At 40.2% G+C, this 20,545-nt stretch carries 15 protein-coding genes and 1 pseudogene; 10 read left to right on the top strand and 6 right to left on the bottom strand.

What is annotated here, in order from left to right:
- Nucleotides 1-20 precede the first annotated feature (20 nt).
- Nucleotides 21-671 carry a class D sortase, LPxTATN-specific gene (gene srtD / locus G3255_RS19835; protein WP_211656320.1) on the top strand — a complete coding sequence of 217 codons (651 nt, stop codon included), beginning with the start codon at nt 21-23 and terminating at the stop codon, nt 669-671.
- Between the two features lie 458 nt (nt 672-1,129).
- Here srtD (G3255_RS19835) and G3255_RS20180 read toward each other — a convergent pair whose 3' ends face one another.
- From G3255_RS20180 to G3255_RS20465, 4 genes and pseudogenes are all read right to left on the bottom strand, one after another.
- Nucleotides 1,130-1,219, bottom strand: a complete 90-nt coding sequence (locus G3255_RS20180) for a MepB family protein (protein WP_249222424.1) — start codon at nt 1,217-1,219, stop codon at nt 1,130-1,132.
- Nucleotides 1,210-1,403: pseudogene (locus tag G3255_RS20455) on the bottom strand (MepB family protein). Before G3255_RS20455 ends, G3255_RS20180 begins: the two are co-directional and overlap by 10 nt.
- The gene (locus G3255_RS19825) at nt 1,345-1,686 is read right to left on the bottom strand and encodes a MepB family protein (RefSeq protein WP_442757099.1); all 342 of its coding nucleotides are present in this window, start codon (nt 1,684-1,686) and stop codon (nt 1,345-1,347) included. The pseudogene G3255_RS20455 and the gene G3255_RS19825 overlap by 59 nt, the downstream one beginning before the upstream one ends.
- A gap of 164 nt (nt 1,687-1,850) precedes the next feature.
- Nucleotides 1,851-2,003 (bottom strand): hypothetical protein, encoded by a 153-nt coding sequence (locus G3255_RS20465; RefSeq protein WP_503423059.1) that lies wholly within the window; start codon nt 2,001-2,003, stop codon nt 1,851-1,853.
- A gap of 648 nt (nt 2,004-2,651) precedes the next feature.
- On the opposite strand from G3255_RS20465, the gene G3255_RS19820 reads away from it, so the two are divergent.
- Genes G3255_RS19820 through srtD (G3255_RS19800) form a run of 5 tightly spaced genes read left to right on the top strand, consistent with a single transcriptional unit; the run spans nt 2,652 to nt 12,090 of the window.
- Nucleotides 2,652-4,247: a VWA domain-containing protein gene (locus tag G3255_RS19820; RefSeq protein ID WP_211656319.1), complete on the top strand. Its 1,596-nt coding sequence runs from the start codon at nt 2,652-2,654 to the stop codon at nt 4,245-4,247.
- Nucleotides 4,148-4,771, top strand: coding sequence for a CLIPPER-2 domain-containing protein (locus tag G3255_RS19815; protein WP_442757098.1), 624 nt, complete (start codon nt 4,148-4,150; stop codon nt 4,769-4,771). Before G3255_RS19820 ends, G3255_RS19815 begins: the two co-directional genes overlap by 100 nt.
- 55 nt (nt 4,772-4,826) lie before the next feature.
- Nucleotides 4,827-5,420 carry a MucBP domain-containing protein gene (locus G3255_RS19810; protein ID WP_211656317.1) on the top strand — a complete coding sequence of 198 codons (594 nt, stop codon included), beginning with the start codon at nt 4,827-4,829 and terminating at the stop codon, nt 5,418-5,420.
- Nucleotides 5,327-11,416: a MucBP domain-containing protein gene (locus tag G3255_RS20350; protein ID WP_349291475.1), complete on the top strand. Its 6,090-nt coding sequence runs from the start codon at nt 5,327-5,329 to the stop codon at nt 11,414-11,416. Before G3255_RS19810 ends, G3255_RS20350 begins: the two co-directional genes overlap by 94 nt.
- 59 nt (nt 11,417-11,475) lie before the next feature.
- The gene (gene srtD / locus G3255_RS19800) at nt 11,476-12,090 is read left to right on the top strand and encodes a class D sortase, LPxTATN-specific (protein ID WP_211656315.1); all 615 of its coding nucleotides are present in this window, start codon (nt 11,476-11,478) and stop codon (nt 12,088-12,090) included.
- A 398-nt stretch (nt 12,091-12,488) separates the two neighbouring features.
- On the opposite strand, the gene G3255_RS19795 is transcribed toward srtD (G3255_RS19800), so the two are convergent.
- Together G3255_RS19795 and G3255_RS19790 are read right to left on the bottom strand one after the other, a co-directional pair.
- A complete protein-coding gene (locus G3255_RS19795) occupies nt 12,489-12,998 on the bottom strand; it encodes a MepB family protein (RefSeq protein WP_211656314.1) in 510 nt (169 codons plus the stop codon).
- Nucleotides 12,999-13,536: 538 nt separating this feature from the next.
- Nucleotides 13,537-14,181 carry a toll/interleukin-1 receptor domain-containing protein gene (locus tag G3255_RS19790; RefSeq protein ID WP_211656313.1) on the bottom strand — a complete coding sequence of 215 codons (645 nt, stop codon included), beginning with the start codon at nt 14,179-14,181 and terminating at the stop codon, nt 13,537-13,539.
- A gap of 498 nt (nt 14,182-14,679) precedes the next feature.
- On the opposite strand from G3255_RS19790, the gene istA reads away from it, so the two are divergent.
- The 4 genes from istA to G3255_RS19770 all read left to right on the top strand — a co-directional run bounded on the left by istA (nt 14,680) and on the right by G3255_RS19770 (nt 20,481).
- Entirely contained in the window at nt 14,680-16,182 is a 1,503-nt protein-coding gene (gene istA, locus G3255_RS19785) for an IS21 family transposase (RefSeq protein ID WP_182091930.1), read from the top strand.
- The gene (gene istB, locus G3255_RS19780) at nt 16,182-16,901 is read left to right on the top strand and encodes an IS21-like element helper ATPase IstB (protein WP_211656156.1); all 720 of its coding nucleotides are present in this window, start codon (nt 16,182-16,184) and stop codon (nt 16,899-16,901) included. Before istA ends, istB begins: the two co-directional genes overlap by 1 nt.
- Before the next feature lie 284 nt (nt 16,902-17,185).
- The gene (locus G3255_RS19775; RefSeq protein ID WP_211656312.1) at nt 17,186-18,244 is read left to right on the top strand and encodes an ATP-binding protein; all 1,059 of its coding nucleotides are present in this window, start codon (nt 17,186-17,188) and stop codon (nt 18,242-18,244) included.
- The gene (locus G3255_RS19770) at nt 18,244-20,481 is read left to right on the top strand and encodes a S8 family peptidase (RefSeq protein WP_211656311.1); all 2,238 of its coding nucleotides are present in this window, start codon (nt 18,244-18,246) and stop codon (nt 20,479-20,481) included. Before G3255_RS19775 ends, G3255_RS19770 begins: the two co-directional genes overlap by 1 nt.
- Nucleotides 20,482-20,545: the final 64 nt, after the last annotated feature.

Below are 20,545 nucleotides of genomic sequence, written 5' to 3'. Positions count from 1 at the left end.
AGGAGGCCCTCTTTTTTCTCTTGATTAAAGAGGGCCTTTATTTTAGGAGTGAGGGCAATGAAGCGAGCAGGTATTGGCTTTTATTAATGGGCTTCTTAGTTGTTAGTTATGCCGTGTATGAATTAGTTCAAGGCAGTGCGGAGGTCGACAAAGAACTCATCGCTGCAAAGCAGATGATTGAAGAAAATAAAGAATTAACTGCTGGAAAGCAGAAGTCCGTAGAAGGCTCAGAAAAAGGAGAAGAGGAAGCCGATCTTCTTCCAGATTTTCAGATGGAGGTAGGGGACAATGCTGGTGTAATTGAAATTGACTCCGTTAAGATTGAGGCACCAATCATTTCTGGAACAGATGAAGGGTCACTACGTAAGGGGGTAGGTCATATGCCGTCTACCAAGCTTCCTGGACAGAACGATCAAATTTTATTAGCCGGGCATCGAGACACCGTTTTTGAGCCTTTGGAGGGCATTGAAGAAGATGATTTGATTAAAATTACTATGCCATATGGAACGTACGAATATAGAGTGATTGGAACAGATGTAGTGAAAGGTACTGATACATCCATTATCCAATCAAGAAATAAGGAAGAGCTGGTTTTGGTAACCTGTTATCCGTTTCAACTATTCGGTGCTGCATCTGACCGTTTTATTGTCTATGCAGTGCCTATTATCTAAGGTTTCAGCAAACAGAACGAATTTAAAGAAATTAGATATAACAACACAAAATTATCAACTAACTGGATGTGACATAACTTTAGTGATTCTAGGGTTAGACTCAGCTATAAGAAAATCAGCTAATAACATGAAAAATGACCATCGCTCAATATTGATCGATGGTCATTTTTCATATAGCATTTCCGGTGTTTTGAACGTAGTATATAGATTTTCAAATCATGAGTTTATACAATTTGTTTAGTTCGCCATTATGAATGAGTATTCTGCTCAATTTCCAACTGGCTCTATTTACGCTTAAGGTACAATAATAGAGGATTGTCGATATTAACGTCATTTTTGCTTCCAACATGCATTTGATTTCACTAAATTCATGTAAACGTTAGAGCAATGTTTTAGAGAATCAAAAAGCATACAGTTCTGTTATTTTTTCTTTGGATACGTTATCCGGAGTACTTAGATCAACAAAGTAAGGGCAACTGCCATTCTTGTGTTTTCACTGCTTGCTTGCTGGTCGGAATATCCCAACTTGGATATACTCTTATTGCCATTTTGGAGTACTTAGATCAACAAAGTAAGGCAACTGCCATTCTTGTGTTTTCACTGCTTGCTTGCTGGTCGGAATATCCCAACTTGGATATCTCTTATTGCCATTTTCCCCTTTGTTAAGGTGGATTTAAGAATGTTTTGAGTGAGAAGAACTTCTTTTGGGAAAACAAATTGGCCCAAACTCACTATCACTTTTAAACGTAGTTATAACTAATAAATCCGGGGCTTCCGCATAGGAATAGGGCTGATTATTGGTGTTTTCATCTTTCTCCCAAAATGCAACAAACTGTCCTGTTTTCGTAGGTGTAATGTTCGCCACTCTGAATCGAACTGTTGTAGAAGATAATTGAAATCTACCTGCACCATACTTAGCGTTTTGTTTTTCTTCTTGAACCGATTTTAAAATTAAATTAGTTGGTTTGTAGATTAATTCATTCACATAGCTCAATGCTCTATAAAAATCGTTCACTGTTCCACTCCTTAATTCGAAGGCTTTTTATAAGTGTACAACTTAATTATGGGAATAGAGGATTATCTATAAATATAGATTGAATGTAAGAAGAGGGACGGGGTAGAAAGTAGTCTTGCATCTTTGCGCACTATAGTCGATGCTTTCAGATGAAATACATCAATTTATTCTTCTCTATTATAATCTTGTAATTCTTTTAAAAGAATTGCAGCGCCTGCAGAACTTAGTGAAATACTATTTGAATAGTTTAGGTCGGTTTCTTTATCTATCAGTGCCCCTGTGATTACACAAGATTCTTTATTTAGGTGCTTTTTCATTATAATCTTTTCGTTTTCAATAAAATTTCTAATTCATCTCCGACCGAAATATTTAACGTTTTTCTTTGGGATATGGGGATCATGATATGGCCGAGGTGACTCACTTTTCTAGTGACTAGCGTGCTTTTCATAAGATAGCTCCTTTAGATAGTTGTTTTTAGAATATTGATTACATAAAATATTCCGAAGAAAAATCACTGGTTTCATGGAGTAGAGTGAAAAACTACCCTCTGAAAATAGTGTAAGTCTGACATTATATATCTCGCAATATATAACGTCGTTTGCCCACAATAGTCAACTGTCTACAAAGGACTTTTAGGAAAGTTAGGTAGATAAGCAAACCAGTCTCTAATTGTAATAAGGTAGATAGAAAATAGAAGTTGCGTCACATTCTACAACGTTTAGCTTTTTTTAATGAATATCTCAATCCTATTAATATACGAAGTAACCAGACGAAGTTAATAAGTTACTGAAATGAACGAATAATTCTCATTATCACTGGTCTACTCGCAAGTTAACAGCAATATTTTACGGCGAAATATCGATAGTTATTAAAAAGAAGGGATAGAAATATTTAACATACTGTTTTAAAAAAAGGTAGTATCTGATAAGCTATAAATTGTGCTAAAAAATAACTGGAGGTACAGTGTGAATAAGAATAATAAGTGGATTGGATTTAAGTTGTTTCTCGTATTTATATTGGTGAGTTCGTTATTCTTGCCTTCTTTGAATGTAGCGTTTGCTATGCCGAATGTCTTAGAAGAAGAAAATGAAGATCAATCCGGCGCAGTAAGAAACGCCGCAGAAGATTTGGAGTTCGATGATTCAATTATATCGAAAAAAGCTACTTATACCGGAAATACGGGTGAGTACTTTATCGATTTGACAGTAGAAGGAAAATCACGACAAGAGCTTGAAACTACTGACATTGTTATCGTTTATGATAACTCCAGTAGTATGAATACAAATGATCGTGATCAAATATCAGCTGCGGAAACGGCTGACTTTGTTAGAGGCTTATTGAATGAAGAGGTCAATGCCGCAAACAATATTCGAATGGCCCTGGTGACATACGGGACGATGGTTTTTGATGGAAGAAACAACGAGGTTTATTCCGGCACTAGTGCACCACCGGAAAATTATTCCTTTAAAACATTTACCAGTAATCCAAACGACATCATCAATCAAATTCCGACGAATGTTCCATCGGAGAGAGGAAACAATCTTAATGGGGGGACATTCACTCAACAGGCTCTCGAAGAAGCCGCATCACTTTTAGAAAATAGCGAGGCAGACAACCGAGTCATTGTCACTCTTACGGACGGTGTGCCGACAATCAGTTATGATCCGAATCGGCAGATTGTAGGAAACGGAACTACTTTTAATTATAATGCTAACGGACAGTCACGCACGCATGGTCAGGATACTATTTCAGCTGCGGATTCAATTAAAAGCCAAGGAATTACAATGGCTTCTATTGGACTCGAGCTGACAGCTGGTCAGGGAGCAACAGCCGAACAAATCACTGAGGTTATGCAAGGAATTGCCTCGACTCAATATGATTATTATCCTGTAGGACAAATTTCAGAGTTAGTCGATTCTTTAGCGGAATTATCCAAGTATTTTACGAATACTGTGCATAGAGCGACAGTTACTGATCCCATGGGGGAGTATGTCAACTTGAAGTTGGGAGAAACAGCTGGTTTTGAATTGGCTACCTCAGCAGATTTATCAGATGGAGATTACTTTTTGTCTGCATCAGACAACACGTTGCTGCAGTCTGTGATTTTAAATGAAGAGGGAGAAACGATCACACTCGACAATCTAAGTCTTGGTGAAAATGAAGTTATTTCTCTTCGTTATAAAGTACAACTAGACACAGATAAAGCTGGGTTTAATCCAGCTACATTTTATGCTACAAACGCGCCTACACTGCTAAACCCTAGAATTGAAGAACCGGATTTGGTTCATGAATTCCCAATTCCTGAAGTGAGAGGTGCTCAAGCTGTTATTACAGGTGAGAAAACCTGGAGCGATTACGACCAAGAAAATCTGCGACCACAAGAAATTGTCGTAGAACTTTTTAGAGGAATGATCAAAAAATTGATGAACAGACGGTCTCCCAAAGTGAGGATGGGTCATGGGTGTTTACGTTTGAAGGGTATTCAGTATATGACTCAAACGGTGCACCGATTGATTACACTGTTCGTGAACAGACAGTGGATGGTTATGCGTCTACTGTAAATGATGAAACCAATGTCATCACGAATACCTTGGTGGAAGAGCCAGAAATTTCACTAGTGAAAACAAGTGAAGAAGAGGCTTTTACTCAAGCTGGCGATATTGTCACGTACTTGTTTGATGTGACAAATACAGGGAACGTGCCCCTATCTAACATTCAGGTTATAGACCCGAAAATTGGAGAAGAAGTTGAACTGGACACTACAACATTAAATCCAGGCGAGGTGGCATCGGGTTCCGTTCAATATACGGTTACGGCAGAAGATGTTGAAGCTGGAACAATTGTGAATACTGCTTCGGTTTCAGGTGAAGACCCAGCTGGTGAGCCTGTAGAGAATGATGGGCAGGATACTATTCCATATGAACCAATCCCATCTACTGTAGTTGTCGAACATGTCGATGAAGAAGGAAATACATTGATTCCTTCCATCGTACTTGAAGGAAACGTTGGAAACCCATATGAGTCAGTTGCTGAAGAAATCGAAGGCTACGTACTAATCGAGGACGCCTACGAATGCAACTGGTAAATTTATAGAAGAAGAACAAACGGTCACGTATGTATATGCAAAAGTGGCTGAAGACGTGACAGTAGTATACGTTGACCAGGATGGCAATGAGCTAGCTACGTCAACAATACAAACAGGAACAGTAGGCGAAGAGTATGCCACTGAGCCTGTCGAAATTGAAGGATACGTCGTCATCGAAATACCGGAGAACGCATCTGGTGAGTTTGGCGAAGAAGCCCAAACAGTCACTTATGTGTACGCAAAAGTGGCTGGTGATATCACGGTAGAACATGTAGATCAAGAGGGTAACGCATTAGCTGAATCTTCTATACAGTCAGGAGTTGTTGGTGAGGAGTATCAGACTGTTGGAAAAGCAATCGAAGGATATACATTAGTCGAAATACCAGCAAATGCTGCTGGTGAATTCAAAGAAGATCCACAAACAGTTACGTATGTATACGGTCAAACAGCTGCGGATGTGACGGTTGAGTATGTAGATGGAAATGGTGATCCTTACTTGATTCAACATTTGAATCAGGGATCGTCGGGGATTCTTATACTACATCACCACCTGAAATTGAAGGCTATGTTGTCATCGAAACGCCAGAGAACGCAACAGGCGAATTCGGAGAAGAAGCTCAGACGGTCACGTATGTCTACGCGAAAGTAGCAGAAGATCTCACGGTCGAGTACGTGGACGAGGATGGCAATGAGCTAGCTGCGTCAACGACGCAAACCGGGACAGTGGGCGAAGAGTATGCCACTGAACCAGTCGAAATTGAAGGCTATGTTGTCATCGAAACGCCAGAGAACGCAACAGGCGAATTCGGAGAAGAAGCTCAGACGGTCACGTATGTCTACGCGAAAGTAGCAGAAGATCTCACGGTCGAGTACGTGGACGAGGATGGCAATGAGCTAGCTGCGTCAACGACGCAAACCGGGACAGTGGGCGAAGAGTATGCCACTGAACCAGTCGAAATTGAAGGCTATGTTGTCATCGAAACGCCAGAGAACGCAACAGGCGAATTCGGAGAAGAAGCTCAGACGGTCACGTATGTCTACGCGAAAGTAGCAGAAGACCTCACGGTCGAGTACGTGGACGAGGATGGCAATGAGCTAGCTGCGTCAACGACGCAAACCGGGACAGTGGGCGAAGAGTATGCCACTGAACCAGTCGAAATTGAAGGCTATGTCGTTATCGAAACACCAGCGAACGCAACAGGCGAATTCGGAGAAGAAGCTCAGACGGTCACGTATGTCTACGCGAAAGTAGCAGAAGACCTCACGGTCGAGTACGTGGACGAGGATGGCAATGAGCTAGCCGAGTCTACGACGCAAACGGGGACAGTGGGCGAAGAGTATGCCACTGAACCAGTCGAAATTGAAGGCTATGTCGTCATCGAAACACCAGCGAACGCAACAGGCGAATTCGGAGAAGAAGCTCAGACGGTCACGTATGTCTACGCGAAAGTAGCAGAAGACCTCACGGTCGAGTACGTGGACGAGGATGGCAATGAGCTAGCTGCGTCTACGACGCAAACGGGGACAGTGGGCGAAGAGTATGCCACTGAACCAGTCGAAATTGAAGGCTATGTCGTCATCGAAACACCAGCGAACGCAACAGGCGAATTCGGAGAAGAAGCTCAGACGGTCACGTATGTCTACGCGAAAGTAGCAGAAGACCTCACGGTCGAGTACGTGGATGAGGATGGCAATGAGCTAGCTGCGTCAACGACGCAAACCGGAACGGTGGGCGAAGAGTATGCCACTGAACCAGTCGAAATTGAAGGGTATGTCGTTATCGAAACGCCAGAGAACGCAACAGGCGAATTCGGAGAAGAAGCTCAGACGGTCACGTATGTCTACGCCAAAGTAGCAGAAGACCTCACGGTCGAGTACGTGGATGAGGATGGCAATGAGCTAGCCGAGTCAACGACGCAAACCGGAACAGTGGGCGAAGAGTATGCCACTGAACCAGTCGAAATTGAAGGGTATGTCGTTATCGAAACGCCAGAGAACGCAACAGGCGAATTCGGAGAAGAAGCTCAGACGGTCACGTATGTCTACGCCAAAGTAGCAGAAGACCTCACGGTCGAGTACGTGGACGAGGATGGCAATGAGCTAGCTGCGTCTACGACGCAAACGGGGACAGTGGGCGAAGAGTATGCCACTGAACCAGTCGAAATTGAAGGCTATGTCGTCATCGAAACACCAGCGAACGCAACAGGCGAATTCGGAGAAGAAGCTCAGACGGTCACGTATGTCTACGCGAAAGTAGCAGAAGACCTCACGGTCGAGTACGTGGATGAGGATGGCAATGAGCTAGCTGCGTCAACGACGCAAACCGGAACGGTGGGCGAAGAGTATGCCACTGAACCAGTCGAAATTGAAGGGTATGTCGTTATCGAAACGCCAGAGAACGCAACAGGCGAATTCGGAGAAGAAGCTCAGACGGTCACGTATGTCTACGCCAAAGTAGCAGAAGACCTCACGGTCGAGTACGTGGATGAGGATGGCAATGAGCTAGCCGAGTCAACGACGCAAACCGGAACAGTGGGCGAAGAGTATGCCACTGAACCAGTCGAAATTGAAGGGTATGTCGTTATCGAAACGCCAGAGAATGCAACAGGCGAATTCGGAGAAGAAGCTCAGACGGTCACGTATGTCTACGCCAAAGTAGCAGAAGATCTCACGGTCGAGTACGTGGACGAGGATGGCAATGAGCTAGCTGCGTCAACGACGCAAACCGGGACAGTGGGCGAAGAGTATGCCACTGAACCAGTCGAAATTGAAGGGTATGTCGTCATCGAAACGCCAGAGAACGCAACAGGCGAATTCGGAGAAGAAGCTCAGACGGTCACGTATGTCTACGCCAAAGTAGCAGAAGATCTCACGGTCGAGTACGTGGACGAGGATGGCAATGAGCTAGCTGCGTCAACGACGCAAACCGGGACAGTGGGCGAAGAGTATGCCACTGAACCAGTCGAAATTGAAGGCTATGTCGTCATCGAAACACCAGCGAACGCAACAGGCGAATTCGGAGAAGAAGCTCAGACGGTCACGTATGTCTACGCGAAAGTAGCAGAAGACCTCACGGTCGAGTACGTGGATGAGGATGGCAATGAGCTAGCTGCGTCTACGACGCAAACGGGGACAGTGGGCGAAGAGTATGCCACTGAACCAGTCGAAATTGAAGGCTATGTCGTCATCGAAACACCAGCGAACGCAACAGGCGAATTCGGAGAAGAAGCTCAGACGGTCACGTATGTCTACGCCAAAGTAGCAGAAGACCTCACGGTCGAGTACGTGGATGAGGATGGCAATGAGCTAGCTGCGTCAACGACGCAAACCGGAACGGTGGGCGAAGAGTATGCCACTGAACCAGTCGAAATTGAAGGCTATGTTGTCATCGAAACGCCAGAGAACGCAACAGGCGAATTCGGAGAAGAAGCTCAGACGGTCACGTATGTCTACGCCAAAGTAGCAGAAGACCTCACGGTCGAGTACGTGGACGAGGATGGCAATGAGCTAGCCGAGTCAACGACGCAAACCGGAACAGTGGGCGAAGAGTATGCCACTGAACCAGTCGAAATTGAAGGGTATGTCGTTATCGAAACGCCAGAGAACGCAACAGGCGAATTCGGAGAAGAAGCTCAGACGGTCACGTATGTGTATGCAAAAATTGCTGGCGATATCACGGTCGAGTACGTAGACCAAGAAGGCAATGAGTTAGCCGAGTCAACGACGCAAACCGGGACAGTAGGCGCAGAGTATGCCACTGAACCGGTAGAAATTGATGGATTCGAACTGGTTGAAGTTCCATCCAACGCAACAGGCGAATTTACAGAGGATCCTCAAACCGTAACTTACGTTTATCAACCGGTGCAGACACCTGTTGAACCCGGTACAGTAACGGTCAATCATGTAGATGAAGAAGGAAATGCCTTGACTGAACCCGAGTTGCTATCCGGAGAGATCGGGACAGATTACACTACAGAAGCGAAAGAATTCGAAGGATATGTGCTAACAACTACCCCGGACAATGCATCTGGTCAATTTACAGATGAAGACCAGACGGTCACGTATGTGTATGCAAAAATTGCTAGTAGTAACTCAAGTATCACAGTGAAATATGTAGACCAAGAGGGCAATGAATTAGCAGCGCCAACAACGCAAGTCGGTGCAGTAGGCGAAGCTTACAGCACCGAGCCGATAGAAGTCGATGGATTCGAACTGGTCGAAGTGCCATCCAACGCAACAGGCGAATTCACAGAGGCCCCTCAAACCGTAACTTACGTCTATCAGCCGGTGCAGACACCTATCGAAACTGGGACAGTAGTGGTCAATCATGTAGATGAAAAAGGAAATGCCTTAACTGAACCGGAGCTACTATCCGGAGAGGTTGGGATAGACTACACTACAGAGATGAAAGAATTCGAGGGGTATGTGTTAATAACTACCCCGGATAATGCATCTGGTCAATTTACAAATGAGACCCAGACAGTAACATACGTTTATGGTCCTGCAGAAGTTCCAGAAGTAGAAGGCGTTATTGTCGTTGAATATGTGGATACAGAGGGAACTCCGCTTGCAGATCCGATGACGGATTCAGGTCTAATTGGTTCCGGTTATACAACAGCACCACTAGAAATTGAAGGATATGATTTAGTTGAAGTACCTTCCAATGCAGAGGGCGTGTTTGGGGATGAGCCTCAAACCGTAACATATGTATACGTCAAGAAAGCTGACCCGATGGGTACAATTGTTGTCGTACATGTAGATGAAGAAGGCAATGAGTTGTTAGCAGCTGAGACTGTGACAGGAGCAATTGGTTCACCGTACACTACGGAGGCAGCAACAATCGCTGGTTACGAATTAGTTCAAACACCAGGAAATGCAGCTGGTTCGTTTACAGGTGAACAACAGATTGTTACGTATGTCTATGCACCTGTTGAAACAGAAGTACCTACTGGAACCGTACTTGTTGAATATGTTAATGAACAGGGAGAGTCGCTGGTAACACGCGATTCGTTAACAGGTGAAGTCAATTCGCCATATTCAACTCAACCAGTTCAAATTGAAGGATACGAATTAATTGCAACACCAGAAAATGCAACAGGGGTATTTACAGAAGGAACACAGGTTGTTACTTATGTTTATGCACTAATTCCGGAAGAGCCGGTTGAGACACAAGGAGCGATTGTGGTTCAATTTGTCGATGAGGCCGGTAATGCTTTGACAGATTCACAGGCATATACAGGAGTGGTAGGTGCAGCTTATAGTACTGATCCTGCTGCAATTGAAGGATATGAGCTGATTGTGACTCCTGAAAATGCCTCAGGAATCTATACTACAGATACTCAAACAATCACTTACGTATATTCGAAGATCGCTGTAGAACCACAGAGTGGCATCGTAAACGTTATATTTGTTGATGAGGATGGTAATCCATTAGCTGGCCCACAAATGATGTCAGGCGTGATTGGCGAGGCTTACAGTACATCTCCTGCCACGATCGATGGCTACGAGCTTGTTATTACACCTGACAATGCAAATGGAACGTTTAAAGAAGCACCGCAGACAGTGGTTTATGTTTACAGTTCGACAGAAGTACCTGTGGAAATGGGAGAAGTAACAATTCAACATGTCGATCAAGATGGAAACCCGATCGCAGACTCTGAAAAGCTAACAGGTGAAGTAGGAAGTGACTACACATCCAACCCGAAAGAAATTGAAGGATACAAACTTGTCGAGCAGCCAGAGAACGCAGACGGTACATTCACAGAGGACTCACAAACCGTGACCTATGTGTATGAAAAAATCAAAGATACGCCAATGTCAGGCGAAGTGAAAATCATTCACGTTGACCAAGACGGAAACCCGATCGCAGATTCTGAAAAGCTAACAGGTGAAGTAGGAAGTGACTACACATCCAACCCGAAAGAAATTGAAGGATACAAACTTGTCGAGCAGCCAGAGAACGCAGACGGTACATTCACAGAAGACTCACAAACCGTGACCTATGTGTATGAAAAAATCAAAGATACGCCAATGTCAGGCGAAGTGAAAATCATTCACGTTGACCAAGACGGAAACCCGATCGCAGATTCTGAAAAGCTAACAGGTGAAGTAGGAAGTGACTATACATCCAACCCGAAAGAGATTGAAGGGTACAAGCTTGTCGAGCAGCCAGAGAACGCAGACGGTACATTCACAGAAGACTCACAAACCGTGACCTATGTGTATGAAAAAATCAAAGATACGCCAACGTCAGGCGAAGTGAAAATCATTCACGTTGACCAAGACGGGAACCCGATCGCAGATTCTGAAAAGCTAACAGGTGAAGTAGGAAGTGACTATACATCCAACCCGAAAGAGATTGAAGGGTACAAGCTTGTCGAGCAGCCAGAGAACGCAGACGGTACATTCACAGAAGACTCACAAACTGTGACCTATGTGTATGAAAAAATTATGTCTAATCCAGTACCAACAGAGCCACAACCACAACCCGACCACCCTGAGCCAGATCAACCGGTTCAAGATAAATTGCCACAAACAGCAACGAATACGTTCAATATAATGATTATTGGCGGACTCATGATGATTATCGGAGTGATCATGTTGCTAGTGTGGAACAAACGTCGTAAGACACTGGAAATAATGTAATAAGGAGGCCCTCTTTTTTCTCTTGATTAAAGAGGGCCTTTATTTTAGGAGTGAGGGCAATGAAGCGAGCAGGTATTGGCTTTTTATTAATGGGCTTCTTAGTTGTTAGTTATGCCGTGTATGAATTAGTTCAAGGCAGTGCGGAGGTCGACAAAGAACTCATCGCTGCAAAGCAGATGATTGAAGAAAATAAAGAATTAACTGCTGGAAAGCAGAAGTCCGTAGAAGGCTCAGAAAAAGGAGAAGAGGAAGCCGATCTTCTTCCAGATTTTCAGATGGAGGTAGGGGACAATGCTGGTGTAATTGAAATTGACTCCGTTAAGATTGAGGCACCAATCATTTCTGGAACAGATGAAGGGTCACTACGTAAGGGGGTAGGTCATATGCCGTCTACCAAGCTTCCTGGACAGAACGATCAAATTTTATTAGCCGGGCATCGAGACACCGTTTTTGAGCCTTTGGAGGGCATTGAAGAAGATGATTTGATTAAAATTACTATGCCATATGGAACGTACGAATATAGAGTGATTGGAACAGATGTAGTGAAAGGTACTGATACATCCATTATCCAATCAAGAAATAAGGAAGAGCTGGTTTTGGTAACCTGTTATCCGTTTCAACTATTCGGTGCTGCATCTGACCGTTTTATTGTCTATGCAGTGCCTATTATCTAAGGTTTCAGCAAACAGAACGAATTTAAAGAAATTAGATATAACAAACAAAATTATCAACTAACTGGATGTGACATAACTTTAGTGATTCTAGGGTTAGACTCAGCTATAAGAAAATCAGCTAATAACATGAAAAATGACCATCGCTCAATATTGATCGATGGTCATTTTTCATATAGCATTTCCGGTGTTTTGAACGTAGTATATAGATTTTCAAATCATGAGTTTATACAATTTGTTTAGTTCGCCATTATGAATGAGTATTCTGCTCAATTTCCAACTGGCTCTATTTACGCTTAAGGTACAATAATAGAGGATTGTCGATATTAACGTCATTTTTGCTTCCAACATGCATTTGATTTCACTAAATTCATGTAAACGTAGAGCAATGTTTTAGAGAATCAAAAAGCATACAGTTCTGTTATTTTTTCTTTGGATACGTTATCCGGAGTACTTAGATCAACAAAGTAAGGCAACTGCCATTCTTGTGTTTTCACTGCTTGCTTGCTGGTCGGAATATCCCAACTTGGATATACTCTTATTGCCATTTTTCCTTTTGTTGAATTGGATTTAAGAATATTTTGAGTGAAAAGAACTTCTTTTGGGAAAACAAATTGCCCAAACTCACTATCACTTTTAAATGTAGTTATAACTAATAAATCTGGTGCTTCCGCATATGAATAGGGCTGATTATTAGTGTCTTCATCTTTCTCCCAAAATGCAACAAATTGTCCTGTTTTCGTAGGTGTAATATTCGCTACTCTGAATCGAACTGTTTTAGAAGATAATTGAAATATACCTGCACCATACTTAGCGTTTTGTTTTTCTTCTTGAACCGATTTCAAAATTAAATTAGTTGGTTTGTAAATTAGTTCATTCACATAGCTTAATGCTCTATAAAAATCGTTCACTGTTCCACTCCTTAATTCGAAGGCTTATTATAAGTGTACAATTTAATTATGGGAAACAGAGGAGTATCTAAACTCATATAATATGTGCATTTATTTCACCTTGAATACTAGTCGGTTCTCTGTATGGTAGAAGGATTTAAAGTCATTGCAAGACGATTCGGACTTTGAAAGGAATGCAGCGTGATAAATACACGCTGCACGCTTTTAAGTATGCTTACTATTTAGCTAAAATTTCTAATAACTTAGTAGAAAGCTGATTTCATAAAAAGTTGCTTGCAAGCAATATACTATAAACGAATATTTTCAAGTAATATAGGATAATCATTTTTTTCATTCCCTAAAGTAAAATCTACTCCAAATCTATTTTTTAAAAATGTAGGAGCAACTATCTCGTTATATTCATTTTTTTCAAAAAATACAGGTATAATTTTATTTTGAAGAGGTTTGCTATAAACTTCAGGAATAATTATTTCCGTTTCCGTTCCTACTCCACTTCTTCTAAGATTGGCTTTTTGTGTGTAGCTTTCATCACAAATTACTAAAACTTTTTTATAGTAGGGTCATTCGATAGCTTTTCCATAAAGAAAGTTATATCGTTTCCAAGATGTAATGATTTTTTGTCATAAATTACATCAATATCATCTGATTCAAGTTGTTCAACTAAGTTTTGTACTTTTTCTCGAGTTTCAATAGAACCCCAGCTATAAGAGATAAACACTTTAATTTTGGGTGAGGCAGGCACTAAATCATTGTTATATTCCTCTAATTCTTGAAGTAAATTTACCTCTTTTATTGCCCAATGGGTACGATTTAATTCCGTTATATATTTTGAATTTGAATCAATATCAAGTTCAAATGCTAATTTAATTACATCATCTATTGGAATACTTGTAATCTTTTCAAATTTAAATCCAATCTTTTTTGTTCTTTCTTTTATTTTAGTAATATATCCAATATACCCATAATTTTTTCTATCTAGCTCGTACAAAAATAAGCAAGGAAATTTTGAAATGTCTTCTAAAGCTTTATCATTTAAATGAATATACTTAGCTCTAATATCAGGATTTGTATATTCTAAAAATCTACTTTTATCCATTTCATATTTATCAACTTCCCATGCTGTATCATCGGAAGTTACAATAAGATTATAGAATTTTATGTTCCTTAATTCTCTTAAGTGCATATATGACATCTCCTAATGTATTTATTAGTCTAGAACAATGGTCGTGTAGATCGAGTATACCTTAAATAATAAAGGTATTAATATAGGCGAAATATGAGTTACCCATAATACGCAGAACCTTACCAGGTTTTATGCTCTCTATGTTTTATTAATTTTTCTTGTTTTATAAGTAGTTTGCGTAGCTTTAATTTGTCGGCAGTGTCTGTCAGTGAAATTTATATTTCTAAAAACCAGGGCCTTTTCAAAGGTTACTGGTTTATTTAGATTCAATGTTAAATTAAGTTCCTCCTTATTTTGCTTATTTCTATAATGCAAATTCGACTACTGGTAGTTCAATTTTGCATTCAATGTTTATGGCATTCTAAAAATGTAGTCTTTGGCAGTTAATTTATGTAGCCTCACTGGAGGCTATTTGAACAAAAAAAGTCACTTGTCAACAGCATCCCATACATTTAAACTCTCTGTGATTGGGCTAACAATTACAGGGAGGTATAAGGAGTGTTAACAGTGACTGACGTAAATTATATCAGACAAGAAGTAAATCTGAAAAGGCGCACATATTCGGAAGTGGCGAATCAGATGGGACTAGATTTCCGAACGATTAAGAAATATGCAGATAAAGAAGACTGGAACGAACCAAAGCAAATACAGCGTCGCAAAGCTAGAGTGATGGGGGCTGCGAAACCGATTATCGATCAGTGGCTGTTGGACGACTCAAAGAAAAAGAAGAAATTCCAACGCACTGCCAAGCGAATGTTTGATCAACTGGTCAAGGAACATAATTTTCAAGGATCGTACCGTGCGGTACGTGATTATGTAAGCCGGCGTAAAAAAGAGCTAGGGGAAGCTGCCGAATCGGCGTTGCCGTTGGAGGCTAAGCCAGGAACAGCACAAGTGGACTTTGGGGAAGCGCCCTTCATACATAATGGCGAGGTCATCGATCTTCCCTATCTCGTTCTTTCATTTCCCTATAGCAATACCTTTTATTTTCAAGTGTTCCGATCCCAGAATCGAGAGTGTTTCCTGGAAGGGCTGAAAAGAATCTTCCATTACATAGGCGGTGTCCCGAAGGCCATCCGTTTTGATAATTTGACGCCAGCGGTAAAGAAAATCTTGCCTCATGGTGAAAGAGTCTTAACGGATGAATTTCAGCGCTTTGTCTTCCATTATGGATTCACCCCAGAATTCTGTAATCCAGCGAGTGGCAATGAAAAGGGACATGTAGAAGCTATGGTCAAGTACGTGCGGAACAATTTCTTATTGCCAGAATTGCCATTTAGCGATTTGGAAAGCCTGAATCGTACGTTTTGGCAATTAGCCGAAGAAGATCGCGACCGAAAGCATTACGTGAAGGAAGAACAGCTTTCGGCACTTTATCTGAAAGACCAAGAAGCGCTGTTCCAACTGCCGGAAAAAGTCTTTGAATGTGTGCGGTATGAGTCAGGAAAGCCCGATAAGTACGGCTACCTAAAAGTGGATAATCGCCTTTATTCCACTTCCCCGCGCTTTGCGAAAGGCAAGGTGTTGGCCAAGATTTCCTACAACCGCATCGACATCATGACGCCGGAGAAAGAATTAATCATTAGCCATGTACGCATTTACGGAGACCAGAAAAAATCAATGGAATGGCAGCCTTACTTAAACTTAATGGCCAAACGGCCAATGGCAATCAAGTATACCGACTTCTATGAACAGCTCCCGCAAAATTGGCAACAATACTTGGAAGCTTGTACAGTCCCTGAAAAGCAACAAGCCTTGCGGCTTCTATCGGTGTTGTTAAAAGAGCATGATTTCTCCATTGCGACAGAAGCACTTTCCCTCGCATCTGAATATGGCCATCCTTCGGTTGACTCAATTAAGCAGGTCTTTTATCAACTGATCAATGGGCGAGGCGTGCGGAAAGAAATTGAGATTCGTAAAGGTTCAGTTCCTGTCATGCCGGCAATTGTAAGAGGCGCAAGTAATTACGATCAGCTCTTTGACAAAGGAGGTGCTTCTTAATGGGACCACTGATTGAGGAATATGCGAAGAGATTAAAGTTGAGCTGGATTCGCCAGCATTACCATGAGGTAGAAGCTACTTCGAATGAAGAGTTCTTACTCAAGCTGATGGAACAAGAAATTCAGCAGCGAGAGGAACGAAAAACGAATCTCCTACTTAGTCAATCACAGCTTCCAGAAGTCCCATCGGTACCTTTCATATGGGATGAAATTGATTATACCCAGGGACTAACGAGAAACTATTTTTTAGAGGGAGAATTCCTATCGAAGAAAGAAAATCTGATATTTTACGGAGGCGTGGGCACTGGGAAGACCTTTCTTTCTACAGTGATTGGACTGAATGCCATTCAGTCATCCGCTAAAAATATCAAGTTCTTTACGGTAGCAAACTTGGTCAATCGGCTCCTAGATGCCCACGAAAAAGGGACAATTGGTCGATTCCATAAGCAGCTTGAAAAACTGGATTTACTGATCTTAGACGAACTGGGCTTCATCCCTTTGCATAAACAAGGAGCCGAACTTCTCTTCCAAGTTATCAGTCTGTGTTATGAAAGAAATAGCCTGATTATCACTACAAACCTACGGTTTGGGGAGTGGAACCATGTTTTCGGTGACCCCATTCTTACTGAAGCTGTGATTGATCGATTGATTCACCATTCCCATCTGGTCGTATTTAAAGGACCGAGTCATCGGATGAAAGAGTCTTTACTGCAAAATTGAACAAGTAGAAAAAGGTGCATTGGCAAGCGACATTTTTAACTGCCATTCACTGCATTTTTTACTTGCCAAAAACAGCATTCAACCACATTTAATCGATCATGAAGAAAATTTATCATCCTTCTTCCGGAATTCGTCCATTCCTGTACAAACAATACTGTTTACTTTTAGACAGTATGAATGGTATTAACAATTAATATTAAAAAATTCAAATAAAGTCCCAAAAACACAATTTTTGTCCCATTTCGTGGTACAATAAATACGCCAGAAATGGGAGGTAGATATTTTTGAAAAAGCAAAATGTAATAAACTTGATTAAATATCACGTGGAAAGAAATGAAAATAGCTTTAGGAATGAAGCTATAGAAATTGCGAGAAGTTTCGATAGTATCGGAGACTATCAATTAGCAGAGTATATAATGGGGTTGATTACAGAATCTAATTTGTATTCTCCACAAGCTAGTGATTTTGAGAGCGAATTCTTAAAATCACTGGATGTAAAAAATGTTGCTCCATTAAATCTGCCTTTCGAGATAACCGATGATATAAAAGGTATTATCAATGCTGTTAATCATAATATTGGGATTAACAAATTTTTATTTGAAGGTTTACCGGGGAGTGGTAAGACAGAGGCTGCTAAACATGTTGCTAGATTACTTAATAGATCTTTATATTATATAGATTTTGATAATTTGATTGATAGTAAGCTAGGCCAGACAAATAAGAATATTGCCAGTGTGTTTAGTGAAATAAATAAAATACCTTACCCAGAAAAAGCTGTTATTTTGTTTGATGAAATAGACGTTATTGCATTAGATAGGGTTAACAGTAATGATGTACGCGAAATGGGGCGCGTTACGTCATCAATATTGAGAGAATTAGACAGATTAACAGATTTAAATAAAGAGATTGTATTAATTGCCACAACAAATTTATACAAAAACTTTGATAAAGCTCTGTCCAGACGTTTTGATGCTGTGATTAATTTTAACAGATATGATAAAGAGGACTTAATTGAAGTTGCTGAATTTTACTTTTCAGCGTTCGTGAAAAATTTTAAGGGTATCTCAAAAGATGTAAGATTGTTCAAAAAAATATTAAGAATTTCAGATGAATTACCATATCCAGGAGAGCTGAAAAACGTAATTAAGACATCTCTGGCCTTTAGTGATGTGAATGACAGTTATGATTATTTGAAAAGGTTGTACAATAACCTTATTGGAAATCTTGAACAAAAAAGCATCAAAGAACTATATGCGCAGGGAATCACAATAAGAGAAATAGAGAAACTAACAGGAGAATCAAAGAGTACAGTGTCAAGAAAATTAAACGAAGGAGATAACTAATGCCTAATAATGTATTGGAGCTGAGAGGTAAAAGATTTGTCCAGGCCGCTAAGAAAGGTAATGGTGGCGGGGCTAGTATGAACAGCAAGGAATTAGTTACTAGTGAAAAACTATTTGAATTACAAGCAAAAATAGCGAAAATCATTAAATTTTGGTCGGATGAAAAAAGACCTTTTGATGGAGTATTAATCAGTGTTCACTACAATAAAATTGTAGCAAAAAGTAATAGAATCGCGGGGCTCTTTGAGGGAAAAAAATCTAACCTTGCAATCGTTGGTGCAAAATTTAATGAGAGCAAAACTAAACATATTATAACCTACTTCATTAAAGAGGATGATTTAGAAAAGAGCATTAGTTTTCTTCAAGATGCAAGCACTATTCTAGACGCTGTATTTAAAGGAAGTATAGACAAAGTTGCCTTTGAGAATAATAAAAAAATGAATAGTATTTCCCTTGGTAATTATAAGCTGAGTAAATCGTTATTTAAACAGATAATAGCAGATGTTTCCTATATTGATAATTTTGAAATAGATATATCTTCAGATCAGATTAAAGAAGGTATAGTTACACTGTATGATACTAATGTTGATACTAAAGAATTGTTAAGTAGGTTAGGAATTGATATTTTATCAGCTAGAGTCTTGAACGATCAAACTGTCTTTTTGAATGAAGATGAGTTAAAACTTTTATATAAGAAAGCACCTTATCTTGTATCAATGGCAACAGAAGATCTGTCAGAATTGTCTCCTGATGATTTTATTGAAGACTATCAGCTAGATACAGTGGATATTCCAGATCCTGATATAGAACCAACAATAGGAGTAATTGATACTTTATTTGATAAACGAGTCTATTTCAGTAAATGGGTAGAATATCATGATATGGTTGATGATAATATTCGGAAAGAAAAGAAAGATTATAACCATGGTACGGCTGTATCTTCTATTATTGTAGATGGTCCACGATTAAATCCTTGGCTAGATGATGGTTGCGGCAGATTTAAAGTACGACATTTTGGGGTTGCTGCAGGGAGAAATTTCTCCTCGTTCACAATTACAAAACAGATAAAAGAAATTGTAATGAGTAATAAGGACATTAAAGTTTGGAATATTTCGCTAGGTAGTAATCAAGAAATTAATGATAATTTTATTTCGGCAGAGGCAGCAGCTTTAGATCAAATTCAATATAATTATGATGTTATTTTTGTTATAGCTGGCACGAACAAACCAAATGCAGATATAGAGAGAATAGGTTCTCCCGCAGATTCAATTAACAGTATGGTAGTAAATTCTGTATCTAAAAATGGTCTATCTACAAAATATGCAAGAAGAGGTATAGCTTTATCATTCTTTGCAAAGCCAGATATTAGCTATTATGGTGGAAGCAGTGAAAAGTATATTAAAGTTTGCGAACCTTTAGGTGAAGCAAATGTTGCAGGTACTTCTTTTGCGGCTCCTTGGATTGCTCGAAAATTATCTTATCTTATTGACGTTCTGGCGTTAAATAGAGAAATTGCTAAAGCAATGATTATTGACGCTGCAAAAGGTTGGAGAGATAAACCTACTCCAGAAGAAATTTCCTTGTATGGGCATGGGATTGCGCCCATCAGTATAAATGACATTATTAGAACAAAAGACGATGAGATTAAGTTTTTAGTAACTGACATAAGTGAAAAATGGAACACATACAGCTATAGTTTTCCAGTTCCCTTACAAGATGATAAATATCCATATATTGCAAGGGCAACTATGTGCTATTTTCCTGTATGTGATAGGTCTCAAGGGGTTGATTATACAAATACTGAGTTGAACATTCATTTTGGGAGAATCAAAAATGATGGAAAAATATATGACATTAAAGGCGATAAGCAGAATCAAGAGGAAGACTTAAACAGAGAAAATTATTTTCTATTAGAATCTGAAGCTAGATCAAATTTCAGAAAATGGGATAACGTGAAATACATTGCTGAAAAACCTAAAGATCGTATGGGGGCTAAAAAATCTTATGATACTAAAAACTGGGGTATGGAAGTTAAAACAAGCAATAGATTGGATCCTGAGGATGGGGTAGGCCTCCGTTTTGGTGTGGTAGTAACTATCAAAGAAATTAATGGTGTAAATAGAATTGACGAATTTATAAAAAATTGTTATTTAAATGGGTGGATCGTCAACGAAATTGATATTCAAGTTAAACTTGATATTAACCAAAAAGTAAATGAAGATATAGAGTTTGAGTAAAGTTTAAATATAAATAACTATAATTAGAAATATAGAGGTTATTTAGAATCGTACTGAACTGAAC

Source organism: Planococcus sp. MSAK28401 (assembly GCF_018283455.1).
Lineage (GTDB): Bacteria > Bacillota > Bacilli > Bacillales_A > Planococcaceae > Planococcus > Planococcus alpniumensis.
Note: the sequence above shows the minus strand (reverse complement) of the source record. Positions and strands in the feature narration are given on the sequence as shown.